Source organism: Streptomyces peucetius, assembly GCF_025854275.1.
Classification (GTDB): Bacteria; Actinomycetota; Actinomycetes; order Streptomycetales; family Streptomycetaceae; genus Streptomyces; species Streptomyces peucetius_A.
Genome location: NZ_CP107567.1, coordinates 357,498 through 369,803 on the forward strand (window position 1 = coordinate 357,498; position 12,306 = coordinate 369,803).

Genomic DNA, 12,306 nt, shown 5'->3' on the forward strand with positions numbered 1-12,306 from the left:
AGGGAACAGGGAGTGCCTGGCGTCTTCGCGTGGCGGTGCACGGTGACGCGACGTCACCACTCCGACAGCGACGACGCCTTGCCGTTGGGCGCAAGCCCGCGTCCGGTCATGCACGAAGCCGCCCACTCGACGTGTCGAGTGGGCGGCTTCGTGGTGCCGGCCGCCCGTCTCGTGGGACGGCCGCAACACTGGGAGGGCGGGTGGGCCGAAGGCGGCCCACCCGCCCGGCGTCACATCAGTGCTGTGCGCTGCGGCGCTTGCGCGCGGCCCACATGATGCCGCCGCCGGCGAGGATCACCAGGGTGGCCGCACCGGCGATCAGCGGGGTGGCGCTGGAGCCACCGGTCTCCGCCAGGCCGCCGCCGGGCGCGCTGGTGCTCGGCTCTGCCGGGGGTGTCGCGGGCGCGCTGGTGCTCGGCGTGTCGCTGGGCGCCGGCGAGGACACGCTCGGAGTCGGCGAAGGAGGCGTCGGCGAGGGCGGCGTGGTCGACGGCGACGGGCTCGGCGTGTCGTCCTCGCAGACCGGCGCGGTCTTGGTCTCGTCGCGGGAGAACTGGTCCCCGTCGCCGGCCTCGATGATCAGGCGGACGGTGACTTCCTTGTCGTGCGCGGGGAGTTCCAGCCTGTCGTGGAATTCCTTCCTGAACGTCTTCGCCGGCAGGAGGTCCTTGCCGTCCACCGTGATCGTCACGGTGTTGTCCTCGTTGGGGCTGTACGCGGTCAGGTCGACGCTGACCTGATCACAGGTCACCGACCACACCGGCGTGTGCGCGAAAGCCGGTGCGGCAGAAAGGCCGACGCCGAGCGCGCCGGCCGACGCGACGGCTATGAATGCCCCGGTGCGCCGCCACGTTCTTCTTGTATCAGTCACTGATTCCTCCACGATTACCGCGTCCTTCGGTCAGGCGGTGCGCGCACAGTACCGCCAGGGCCGCACGGCTTCACAACCGGGCTGCCTCATAGGGCGATTCGAGGGCTGAAAAAGCGTCAGTCGAGACCACGGCGGGTGGCGCGGGTCCACGCGGGCAGCACGAACCAGCACACCACGAACCACACCACCATGGCGACGACCAGCCACAGTGCGATGGTGTCGTCCAGGACGACGCGAAGGATCAGCAGCAGCGCGAACGCCATGGTGCACAGCAGCAGCACCAGCCCCAGCATGGTCAGGCGGGAGGCCCAGGCGACCGTCTCGGGCTTGAGTCGCCGCCCGGTGAGCATCCGGTGGAAGGCGACCGGTCCGACGAGCACCCCGGTGGTGGCCGCGCCCAGGATGACGGTCACGGAGTAGATGGTCTGGTCCGTCTGCGACAGCTGCTCGAAGCGTGGCTGAAAGGCGACGGTCAGGAGGAATCCGAAGAGGATCTGAACGCCGGTCTGCGCCACCCGCAATTCCTGGATCAGGTCGGCCCATTTCCGGTCTGCCCTTTCCTCCTCGGTCTCGTCGCGCCCGGGGCCGCCACTTCCCTTTGTGTCACCGTTTCCCCTGGTCCGGTCCATCACGCTCAGACTCCATTCGCCTCGGGCGGTGTGCGGCAGGAAAATATGGGCACCCGCTGTGACGGAGGTGCAGACAATGGTTCCTATCCTGCTCGTTCTTCTTCTCGCTGTCGTTCTTTTCGGCGCGGGATTCGCAGTGGAAGTCCTTTGGTGGATCGCTCTCGCCGTTCTGGTGGTCTGGCTGCTGGGATTCGTCATGCGCGGGACGGCGGCAGGCGGCGGGCGGTCGCGCTGGTACAGGTGGTAGACGACTGACGAGGGGCCGCTCCTATCGAAGGGCGGCAAGCCGGCGGCCGGCCGGGCCCAGTGCCCGCCGGCCGCCGAGCGTGTCGCCCCACGGCCGGGTACGGGCCTGGTCGAGCGCGTCGGCGACGGTCCAGCGCCGTGGGCCGAGACCGGGGTCGTCCAGCTGGTCCCAGCTGATCGGCGTGGCCACCGGGGCTCCGGGCCTGGCGCGCACCGAATAGGGGACCACCGCGGTCTGCGCGTATCCGTTGCGCTGCACGTCCAGGTAGAGGCGGTCGCCACGGGCCTGTTTGCGCGCCGCGGTGGTCAGCCGGTCCGGGTCGCGCTCCGCGAGGGTGTCCGCAACCTCCTGGGCGAAGGAACGCGCCGTGTCGAAGTCCGACTCGCCCGCCAGCGGGACGATCACATGGAGGCCACGGGAGCCGGTGGTCATCAGCACGGACGCGAGGCGCAGGTCGTCGAGGAGTTCCCCGAGCTGCCGCGCGGCCCGGCGTACGGTGCCGAAGTCGTCCGCCGAGCTGCCCGAGGGGTCCAGATCGAACACCAGCCGGTCGGGCCGGTCCAGGCTGCCGACGCGTGACTGCCAGCGGTGGAGGGTCAGGCACGCCTGGTCGACGAGGTGCATCAGAGTGGCGGTGTTGTCGCACACCGTGTGGCACACGGTGCCGTCCGCCTTGTCGACCTCGACCCTGCGCACCCAGTCCGGGTAGCTGTCCGGGGTGTTCTTCTGCATGAAGCGGGGACCGTCGATGCCGTCGGGGTGCCGTTCGAGCATCAGCGGCCTGCCGCGCAGATGGGGCAGCATGTGGGGCGCGATCGCCCGGTAGTAGTCGGCGAGTGAGGCCTTGGTGATCCCGTCGTCCGGGAAGAGCACCTTGTCGGGCCGCTGGATCGGGACGGTACGCCCGCCCGCCCGTACCCGGTGCGTCCGCCGGTCCTTCACGGGCGCACCATGGCTTCCGCGACGAGCAGACGCACGGCGGCCGCGATCGACTCGGCGTCGATGCCGGAGGCGTGCAGCTGTTCCTCGGGCTTGGCCGAGGCAGGGATGTTGCGCACGCCCAGCCGTACCAGCCGGGGCATGGGACGCCCGTCGGAGAACGCCTCGGCCACCGCGTCGCCGAGGCCGCCCTCGGTGCGGTGGTCCTCCACGGTCAGCAGGCAGCCGGTGTCGTCGGCGGCCGTCTGCAGGGTGCCCCCGTCGACCGGCTTCACCGAGTACAGGTCGATGACCCGCACCGGGATGCCCTCGCGTTCCAGCAGGGCGGCGGCGGCCAGCGACTCGTGGACGGTCACGCCCGCGGCGACGACGCAGACGCGGTCCCGGTGGGAGGAGCGCAGCACCTTGGAGCCGCCGACCGGGAAGGCCTCGTCGGGGCCGTAGAGCACCGGCATGTCGGCGCGGCTGGTGCGCAGATAGCTGATGTTCGGCAGATCGGCCATGGCGGCCACGAGCCGGGCGGTCTGGTTGCCGTCGCACGGGTAGAGGACGGTGCTGCCCGGCACGGAGCGGAACATCGCCAGGTCCTCGAGGCCCATCTGGGACGGCCCGTCCTGGCCGATGGCGACGCCCGCGTGGGAGCCGACGAGGTTGACGGAGGCGCGGCTGACGGCCGCCATGCGCACGAAGTCGTGGGCACGGGTCAGGAACGCGGCGAACGTGGAGGCGAAGGGCACGTAGCCCCGGACGTACATCCCCACCGCCGCGGCGACCAGCTGCTGTTCGGCGATGTAGCACTGGAAGTACCGGTCGGGGTGCTCCTTGGCGAAGTACTCGGCCCGGGTCGAGTCGCCCACCTCCGCGTCGAGTGCCACGACGTCCGTACGCGCGGCGCCGAGCGCGGTGAGGGCCTCGCCGTACGCGGTGCGGGGTGCGACCTCGTCGCCCTTCTCGTACCCGGGCAGGGTCAGCCCGCCGCTGCGGCGGGCGTGCAGGACGCGGGCCGGGGGCGGCGTCCGGACCTGGACGCGGGCGGTGCGCACCCCGCCGAGCTCGGCGATCGCCTCCTCGGCGTCGGGCAGCGGTTTGCCGTGCTTGCCCTCCTGGTCCTGCACGGCGGTCACTCCGTGGCCCTTGTCCGTGCGGGCGATGACCGCGGTGGGGCGGCCGACGGTGGCGGTGGCTTCGGAGAGGGCCTCGTCGACGGCCCTGACGTCGTGTCCGTCGGTCTCGACGGTGTGCCAGCCGTGGGCCCGCAGCCGGCGGGCGTAGGCGTCGAGGTCCCAGCCGAAGCGGGTGGGGCCGCGCTGGCCGAGCCGGTTGACGTCGAGGAGCAGGGTCAGATTGTCCAGCCCCTCGTACGACGCGTGCTCGACGGCCTCCCAGACGGAGCCCTCCGCCATCTCGCTGTCGCCGGAGAGGACCCACACGCGGTACGGGATGTCGTCCAGCCGCTTGCCGGCGAGCGCCATGCCGACGCCCACGGGCAGTCCCTGTCCGAGCGATCCGGTGGCGACGTCGACCCAGGGCAGCCTCGGCGTGGGGTGTCCTTCGAGGCGGCTGCCCTTCTTCCGGAAGGTGAGGAGTTCCTCGTCGTCGATGGCGCCCGCCGCCAGGTACATGGCATACAGCAGCGGCGAGGCGTGCCCTTTCGAGAGCACGAGCCGGTCGTTGCCCGCGTGCTCGGGCCGGTCGAAGTCGTAACGCAGATGGCGGGCGAGCAGCACGGCGCCGAGTTCGGCCGCGGACATGGAGGAGGTGGGGTGGCCGGAGCCTGCCGCGTCGGCGGCGCGTACCGCGTCGACGCGCAGCTGCTGGGCGAGTTCCGCGAGTTGTTCGTCCTGCATCTCAACTCTCCTTGGAGGAGGCGCCCGGGACCCGTGCCAGTTCGGGCGAGGCGTTGTCCAGCGGGACGGACCCCGAACGCACGAGTCCCAGCTGGACCGCCTGCCGGGGCAGCACGGCGTCCAGGACCCAGTCGGCGGCGACCCGTACCCGGTTCCCGGGCATCGCCGCGAGGTGGTAGCCGCGGGTGACGGCGCCCGCGAGAGGTCCGGACAGCGGCACGCCGAGAGGGTTCGCGGCCGCCTTGACGCCACCGAGGTCGACGGCGAAGCCGAGGTCGTGGTGGGAGTAGGCCTGCGCGGTGCCGCGGCCGAGCGACGCGGCGACGTTGTGGCCGGCCGTCCTGCCCTGCCGGGCGGCGTGCTGGGCCGTCATCGGTGTGTACTCGCCGGGCCGGGTGACGTCGGGGACCGCGGCGGCGTCGCCGCAGGCGAAGACTTCCGGGTGCCCGGGCACGGTGAGCCTGGAGTCGACGACCAGCCGGCCGCGTTCCGCAGGCAGTCCCACGTCGGAGACGAGGGGGTCGGGTCGCACACCCACGCACCAGACCAGGGTGTGGGTGGCGATGTCGTCGCCGTCGTCGAGCAGCACCCCGGTCGCCGTGGCCTCCTTGACGGAGGTCTTGGTGCGGACCTCGACGCCGCGTTGGCGCAGCACCCGGCCGGCGGTGTCGGAGAGCCTGCGGTCCAGTTCGGGCAGTACCCGGTCGGCGATGTCCACCAGGATCCAGCGCGGCCGGACGCCGACGTGGCCGACGCGCTGCCGCTCGGCCTGCGCCCGGGTGAACAGCGCTCCCTGGGCGGCGACTTCCGTCCCGGTGTAGCCGGCGCCGACGACGACGAACGTGCGGCGGGCGGTGCGTTCCTCGGAGCTGTCCGCCGCGGCGGACAGCTCCATCTGGCGGGTGAGGTGGTCGCGCAGGTAGAGCGCCTCCGGCAGCCCGCGGAAGCCGTGAGCGTGTTCGGTGATGCCGGGCACGGGCAGCAGTTTGTTCACACTGCCGACGGCCAGGACCAGCCGGTCGTACGTGAGCCGGCCCGTGCCGCCTTCTGGTCCTTCGTAGTGGACCTGCCGGCCTTCGAGGTCGACCCCGGTGGCCTGGCCGAGCACCAGGCGGACCCGGGGCAGGGCGCCGGGGAGGGAGACCGTCACCCGGCGCGGCTCGAGGATTCCGGCCGCCACCTGGGGGAGCAGCGGAAGGTAGAGGAAGTAGTCGGTCGGGTTGAGCAGCACCACCTCTGCCTTGTCCCGCAGGTTCCGGCTGAGGGTGCGGGCCGCCTGGAAGCCGGCGAACCCGGCTCCGACGACCACGACTCGGGAACGGCTCACGATCTGCTCCGTCCGCGAACGGGGATGAATACGGAATGTGCACGTCGAGCGCGGATCCCGGGTGCCCGTGGCCCCGGCCGTCAAACCAGCGGCGGCCGTCCGGCCGCGTCACTCGTAGGTGCGGCGGTTCGGGTCCTCGACCACCGGCGTGGAGGGCGGCACGACCACGCGCCTGCGCCGGGCGATGCTGGTGAAGGTCGCGACGCCGATGATGCCGACGGCCATGAGGATCAGACCGATGACGTCGAGGTTGGCGCCCTGCACCTCCCAGTCGGTGGCGAATGTGAGGATCGCGCCGACGGCGATCAGGATGATGCATCCGCCAAGACCCATGAGTCTCACCTGTTTCTGTAGGTCGGATGGTCCGCTTCCGGGTACCCGCCGGAGGTAGGGCCATGCATGGCGGGCCGCGCACGGCCCTTGGCCGGCGGCCCCGGATAGGGCACGCCGGGCAAGGGATCAAGAGCATCCGGGGAGGGCAAAGTCACAGCTCCGGGGCCTGCTGTGACTCTGGGTGGCTGTCCTACGATCCGTGGCATGACGGTCCTTCCCGATGACGGGTTCTCACTGGCCGCCGAGTTCCCGGATGCGAACCACGAACAGTGGCAGCGCCTGGTCGAAGGCGTGCTGCGCAAGGCAGGCAGGGACGCGGCCGGGGCCGCGGCCGAGGACGCGCTGTCCACTGCCCTGGAGGACGGGATCACCACCCGTCCGCTCTACACGGCGGACGGCGCGCCCCCGGCGGCCTCCGCGGGCTGGCCGGGGTTCGCGCCGTTCACGCGTGGCGGCACACCGCAGGGCGGTTCGGTGGCGGGCTGGGATGTACGCCAGCGTCACGAACGGCCGGACGCGGCCCGTACGAACGAGGCGGTGCTCACCGACCTGGAGAACGGCGCCGCCTCGGTGTGGCTGGCCGTCGGCGAGGCGGGCGTGCCCGTGGAGGACCTGGCCGCGGCGCTGGAGGGCGTCCATCTGGACCTGGCTCCCGTGGTGCTCGACGCGGGCGGCGCCTTCGACGCGGCGGCGCGCGAACTGCTCGGCCTGTACGAGAAGCGGGGCGTGGCGCCCGAGGCGGCGCTCGGCCGTCTCGGCGCGGACCCGCTGGGCCACGCCGCCCGCACCGGCCGCCACACCGGCATCGAGGAGGGCACGGCCGCGGCCGCCCAACTCGCCGCCCTGTGCCACGGGTCGTACCCGCTCCTGCGTGCGGTGAGCGTCGACGCGCTCCCGTACCACGAGGCCGGGGCGAGCGCCGCCCAGGAACTGGGCTGCTCGCTGGCGACCGGTGTCCTCTGGCTGCGTGAGCTGACCGGTGCCGGGCTGGACGCCCAAGCGGCCTGCGGGCAGTTGGAGTTCCGGTACGCGGCCACCGCCGACCAGTTCCTGACGATCGCCAAGCTCCGTGCGGCACGCCGGCTGTGGTCACGGGTGGCCGAGGTGTGCGGCGTGAGCGGCCCGGCCGGTGCCCAGCGCCAGCACGCGGTGACGTCGGCGGTCATGATGGCGCGCCGCGACCCGTGGGTGAACATGCTGCGCACCACGGTCGCCTCGCTGGCCGCGGGCGTGGGCGGCGCCGACGCGGTGACCGTGCTTCCGTTCGACCACGCGCTGGGCCTGCCGGACGCGTTCGCGCGCCGCATCGCCCGTAACACGTCCACGATCCTGATCGAGGAGTCGCATCTGGGCCGCGTCGTCGACCCGGCGGGCGGCTCCTGGTACGTGGAGCGGCTCACGGACGAGCTCGCCGAGGCGGCCTGGGCGTGGTTCCAGGAGATCGAGCGGGCCGGCGGCCAGGCCGCCGCGCTGCGCGGCGGCCTGATCGAGGAGCGGATCGGCGCGGCCTGGGAGGTCCGCCGGCGGCGGCTGGCCACCCGCCGCGAACCGGTCACCGGCGTCAGCGAGTTCCCGCTGCTGGGTCAGGCGGCGGTGGAGCGGGACCCGGCACCGCGGCGGCCCTCGGGCGGCCTGCCCGTGGTGCGCCGTGACGAGGCGTTCGAGGCGCTGCGGGCGCGGTCCGACGCGCACCTGGCGGCGACGGGCGACCGGCCGAAGGTGTTCGTCGCGGCGCTCGGCCCGGCTGCCGCGCACACCGCGCGGGCGGGCTTCGCGGCCAACCTCTTCCAGGCGGGCGGCATCGAGCCGGTGCACGACCCGGTGACCGTCGACGCGGACTCGGCCGCTGCGGCGTTCGCGGCCAGCGGCGCCGTGGTGGCGTGCATCTGCTCGAGCGACGCGCTCTACGAGCAGCAGGCCGCCGGCGTGGCCGAGGCCCTGAAGGCGGCCGGCGCGCGGCGGGTGTATCTCGCCGGGCGGCCCGGCGAACAACGAGAGACGTACGAGAGGGCCGGGGTCGACGAGTTCGTCGTCGCGGGCGGCGACGCGGTCGCGGTGCTGACCGGGGCCCTCGACCGGATCGGAGTGGTGTGATGGGCATCCCGGACTTCACGGGGATCGAGCTGGGGCCCGCCGCCGCGGGAACGGCCGGTCGGGAGCAGTGGCAGGCGGCGGTCGAGGCGGCCACCGGCAAGGAGCCCGGTGAGCTGGTGTGGGAGACGCCGGAGGGCATCGGGGTGAAGCCCCTGTACACGGACGGTGATCTCGAGGGCGTCGACTTCCTCTCGACGTATCCGGGCGTGGCGCCGTACCTGCGCGGCCCGTACCCGACGATGTACGTCAACCAGCCCTGGACGATCCGTCAGTACGCCGGGTTCTCCACGGCCGAGGAGTCGAACGCCTTCTACCGGCGGAATCTGGCGGCCGGCCAGAGGGGCCTGTCCGTCGCCTTCGACCTGCCGACGCACCGCGGGTACGACAGCGACCATCCGCGGGTGACCGGGGACGTCGGCATGGCCGGCGTGGCGATCGACTCGATCTACGACATGCGGCAGCTGTTTGACGGCATTCCGCTGGACCGCATGAGCGTGTCGATGACCATGAACGGCGCGGTGCTGCCGGTCCTGGCGCTGTACATCGTGGCCGCGGAGGAGCAGGGCGTACCGGCCGAGAAGCTGGCGGGGACCATCCAGAACGACATCCTCAAGGAGTTCATGGTCCGCAACACCTACATCTATCCGCCCGGCCCCTCGATGCGGATCATCTCGGACATCTTCGCGTTCACCTCGCAGAAGATGCCGCGCTACAACTCGATCTCCATCTCGGGCTACCACATCCAGGAGGCCGGGGCCACGGCCGACCTGGAGCTCGCGTACACGCTGGCCGACGGCATGGAGTATCTGCGGGCGGGCGTCGCGGCCGGCATGGACGTGGACGCGTTCGCGCCCCGGCTGTCGTTCTTCTGGGCGATCGGCATGAACTTCTTCATGGAGGTCGCCAAGCTGCGGGCGGCGCGGCTGCTGTGGGCGAAGCTGGTGAAGCGGTTCGACCCGAAGAACCCCAAGTCGCTGTCGCTGCGCACCCACTCGCAGACCTCCGGCTGGTCGCTCACGGCGCAGGACGTCTTCAACAACGTCACCCGCACCTGTGTCGAGGCGATGGCCGCGACGCAGGGCCACACCCAGTCGCTGCACACCAACGCCCTCGACGAGGCGCTGGCGCTGCCGACCGACTTCTCGGCCCGCATCGCCCGCAACACGCAGCTGCTGCTCCAGCAGGAGTCCGGGACCTGCCGGGTCATCGACCCGTGGGGCGGCAGCGCGTACGTCGAGAGGCTGACGCACGACCTCGCCCGGCGCGCCTGGCAGCACATCGAGGAGGTCGAGGCCGCCGGCGGCATGGCGAAGGCCATCGACGCCGGCATCCCCAAGCTGCGGGTGGAGGAGGCCGCAGCCCGCACCCAGGCCCGTATCGACTCCGGCCGGCAGCCGGTGATCGGCGTGAACAAGTACCGGGTGGAGTCCGACGAGCAGATCGAGGTGCTCAAGGTTGACAACTCCCAGGTGCGCGCCCAGCAGATCGAGAAGCTCCGGCGGCTGCGCGCGGAGCGCGACGAGGCCGCCTGCCAGGACGCGCTGCGCGCCCTGACTGCGGCGGCGCAGGCCGGGCCGGCGCAGGGCGGCGGCCTGGAGGGCAATCTGCTGGCGCTGGCCGTGGACGCGGCCCGTGCCATGGCCACGGTCGGTGAGATCTCCGACGCCCTGGAGAAGGTGTACGGCAGGCACTCGGGCCAGATCCGTACGATCTCCGGCGTGTACAGGAACGAGGCAGGTATGTCGCCCGCGGTGGACGAGACCCGTGCCCTGGTCGACGCGTTCGAGCAGGACGAGGGGCGCCGGCCGCGCATCCTGGTCGCCAAGATGGGGCAGGACGGTCATGACCGCGGTCAGAAGGTGATCGCGACCGCGTTCGCCGACCTCGGTTTCGACGTGGACGTCGGCCCGCTGTTCCAGACGCCGGCCGAGGTGGCACGGCAGGCGGTCGAGGCGGACGTGCACATCGTCGGCGTCTCGTCGCTGGCCGCCGGTCATCTGACGCTGGTGCCCGCGCTGCGGGAGCAGCTGGCCGCCGAGGGACGCGACGACATCATGATCGTCGTGGGCGGTGTGATCCCGCCGCAGGACGTCCCCGCGCTCCACGAGGCCGGTGCGGCGGCCGTCTTCCCACCGGGCACGGTCATCCCGGACGCCGCCAGGGACCTGGTACGGACGCTGGCCGCCTCGCTCGGCCACGAGTCGTAGGCCCATGCCGCCGAGGATCGACGTCGACGCGTACGTCAAGGGAGTGCGTGACGGTTCGCGGGCGTACATCGCCCGCGCCGTCACGCTGGTGGAGTCGGGCCGCCCCGACCACCGGGCGCTCGCCCAGCAGTTGCTGACCGAGCTGCTGCCGTTCACCGGCGCGGCGCGGAGGGTCGGCATCAGCGGCGTGCCCGGCGTCGGCAAGTCCACGTTCATCGACGCTCTCGGCTCGATGCTGACCGGGCTCGGGCACCGGGTGGCGGTCCTCGCCGTCGACCCGTCGTCCAGCCGCACCGGCGGCTCGATCCTGGGTGACAAGACCCGGATGGAGCGCCTGGCGGTGGACCCGGCGGCATTTGTACGCCCCTCCCCCAGCTCGGGGACGCTGGGCGGGGTCGCCAGGGCGACCCGGGAGACGATGGTCGTGATGGAGGCCGCCGGCTACGACGTCGTGCTCGTCGAGACGGTCGGGGTCGGCCAGTCGGAGACCGCCGTGGCCGGCATGGTCGACTCGTTCCTGCTGCTGAGTCTCGCCCGCACCGGCGACCAGCTGCAGGGCATCAAGAAGGGCGTGCTGGAGCTGGCAGACGTGATCGCGGTCAACAAGGCCGACGGCCCGCACGAGCGGGACGCCCGCTCCGCCGCCCGTGAACTGGCCGGGGCGCTGCGCCTGATGAACCCGGCGGACGCCGCGTGGACGCCGCCGGTCCTGTCGTGCAGCGCCCGGGAGGGCACCGGACTCGACGCCGTGTGGGAGCGGCTGGAGCAGCACCGGGCGGTGCTCTCGGCGGCGGGCACGCTCGACGCCAAGCGCCGCGAGCAGCAGATCGAGTGGACCTGGGCGATGGTCCACGACACCCTGCTGGACCGGCTGCGCCGGCACCCGGGTGTGCGTGAACTGACCCCCGGCCTGGAACAGCTGGTGCGCGACGGCGAGCTGACCGCGACGCTCGCGGCCGAGCGCATCCTCGACGCCTTCGGGCGGCCGTAGGAGTACGGTTCGGACGGCCGCAGGAGCCGCCGTCACCGTGCCGCGTCCCGTTCTCCGGTCCGCCGTCCGCGGGCTGTGCCTGCGGCCGTTCCGGTCGCGGCCGCCGGCGTCTCACGGGCGGCTGTTGGCCGGTCCGGCGTACGCCCCACCGGGGCAAGGGGCGGGCCGGGCACGGAGGTCCGCCGATTCTCCGTGCCCGGCCCGTTCTCCCATCCCATGGCCGCTCGGCCGATCTCCGGGTCCCCGTCTCCCCCGGACCCAAACATCGCCTCTCCGGATCGGTGCCCTGTCCGGCCGTCCTTCCGTGTCACTGCCGGGGCACCTGGGTACCCGCCCGGCGGCAGCCGCCCGGAGCGGGCCGGCAGGGATTTCCACTGGAAGGCGAGCAGCGATGGCAGAGATCGTAAGAGAAGTGATGACGGCCGGTGTGGCGGCGGTCCGGCCGGACGCCTCACTGGTCGAGGCGGCCCGGCTGATGCGGGACCTGGACATCGGCGATGTGCTGGTCGCCGACGGCGACCGCGTGGTCGGCGTGCTCACCGACCGGGACATCACCCTGCGCTCGGTCGCCGAGGGAGCCGATCCCGTCGGTGTCAGCGCCGTCTCCGCGTGCACGCCCGACCCTGTGTGCGTGACCCCCGACGATTCGGTGGCGTCGGCCGTGCGTCTGATGCGCACCCACGCGGTGCGCAGGCTGCCGGTGGTGGAGGACGGCCGTCCGCTCGGGGTGGTGAGCATCGGTGATCTGGCCGCCGTCCAGGATCCCGGCTCTGCCCTGGCCGAGATCAGCCTCGCCGAGAGCAACAACGAAAGGAGCTGAT

The 12,306-nt window shown here is 72.4% G+C and carries 11 protein-coding genes; 5 read left to right on the forward strand and 6 right to left on the reverse strand.

Going from position 1 to position 12,306, the window contains the following annotated elements:
- Positions 1 to 235 precede the first annotated feature (235 nt).
- A complete protein-coding gene (locus OGH68_RS01680) occupies positions 236 to 871 on the reverse strand; it encodes an LAETG motif-containing sortase-dependent surface protein (RefSeq protein ID WP_319020267.1) in 636 nt (211 codons plus the stop codon).
- 116 nt (positions 872 to 987) lie between these two features.
- Positions 988 to 1,500: a DUF6328 family protein gene (locus OGH68_RS01685; RefSeq protein ID WP_264241455.1), complete on the reverse strand. Its 513-nt coding sequence runs from the start codon at positions 1,498 to 1,500 to the stop codon at positions 988 to 990.
- Between the two features lie 76 nt (positions 1,501 to 1,576).
- Between OGH68_RS01685 and OGH68_RS01690 the strand changes: the two genes are divergently transcribed.
- Positions 1,577 to 1,747 carry a hydrophobic protein gene (locus OGH68_RS01690; protein WP_264241456.1) on the forward strand — a complete coding sequence of 57 codons (171 nt, stop codon included), beginning with the start codon at positions 1,577 to 1,579 and terminating at the stop codon, positions 1,745 to 1,747.
- A 21-nt stretch (positions 1,748 to 1,768) separates the two neighbouring features.
- On the opposite strand, the gene ligD is transcribed toward OGH68_RS01690, so the two are convergent.
- The 4 genes from ligD to OGH68_RS01710 all read right to left on the reverse strand — a co-directional run bounded on the left by ligD (position 1,769) and on the right by OGH68_RS01710 (position 6,193).
- Positions 1,769 to 2,689 (reverse strand): non-homologous end-joining DNA ligase, encoded by a 921-nt coding sequence (gene ligD / locus OGH68_RS01695; protein ID WP_264241457.1) that lies wholly within the window; start codon positions 2,687 to 2,689, stop codon positions 1,769 to 1,771.
- Positions 2,686 to 4,533, reverse strand: coding sequence for a transketolase (locus OGH68_RS01700; protein ID WP_264241458.1), 1,848 nt, complete (start codon positions 4,531 to 4,533; stop codon positions 2,686 to 2,688). The genes ligD and OGH68_RS01700 overlap by 4 nt, the downstream gene beginning before the upstream one ends.
- Before the next feature lies 1 nt (position 4,534).
- Complete coding sequence (locus OGH68_RS01705; protein ID WP_264241459.1) at positions 4,535 to 5,860, reverse strand: NAD(P)/FAD-dependent oxidoreductase; 1,326 nt, start codon at positions 5,858 to 5,860, stop codon at positions 4,535 to 4,537.
- A gap of 108 nt (positions 5,861 to 5,968) precedes the next feature.
- On the reverse strand, positions 5,969 to 6,193 hold the full coding sequence (locus OGH68_RS01710) for a DUF6458 family protein (protein WP_264241460.1): 225 nt from the start codon (positions 6,191 to 6,193) through the stop codon (positions 5,969 to 5,971).
- 204 nt (positions 6,194 to 6,397) lie between these two features.
- Between OGH68_RS01710 and OGH68_RS01715 the strand changes: the two genes are divergently transcribed.
- The 4 genes from OGH68_RS01715 to OGH68_RS01730 all read left to right on the forward strand — a co-directional run bounded on the left by OGH68_RS01715 (position 6,398) and on the right by OGH68_RS01730 (position 12,305).
- Positions 6,398 to 8,287: a methylmalonyl-CoA mutase subunit beta gene (locus OGH68_RS01715; RefSeq protein WP_264241461.1), complete on the forward strand. Its 1,890-nt coding sequence runs from the start codon at positions 6,398 to 6,400 to the stop codon at positions 8,285 to 8,287.
- Positions 8,287 to 10,494, forward strand: coding sequence for a methylmalonyl-CoA mutase (gene scpA / locus OGH68_RS01720; RefSeq protein WP_264241462.1), 2,208 nt, complete (start codon positions 8,287 to 8,289; stop codon positions 10,492 to 10,494). Before OGH68_RS01715 ends, scpA begins: the two co-directional genes overlap by 1 nt.
- 4 nt (positions 10,495 to 10,498) lie before the next feature.
- Complete coding sequence (gene meaB / locus OGH68_RS01725; protein WP_264241463.1) at positions 10,499 to 11,485, forward strand: methylmalonyl Co-A mutase-associated GTPase MeaB; 987 nt, start codon at positions 10,499 to 10,501, stop codon at positions 11,483 to 11,485.
- 391 nt (positions 11,486 to 11,876) lie between these two features.
- The gene (locus tag OGH68_RS01730) at positions 11,877 to 12,305 is read left to right on the forward strand and encodes a CBS domain-containing protein (RefSeq protein WP_264241464.1); all 429 of its coding nucleotides are present in this window, start codon (positions 11,877 to 11,879) and stop codon (positions 12,303 to 12,305) included.
- Position 12,306: the final 1 nt, after the last annotated feature.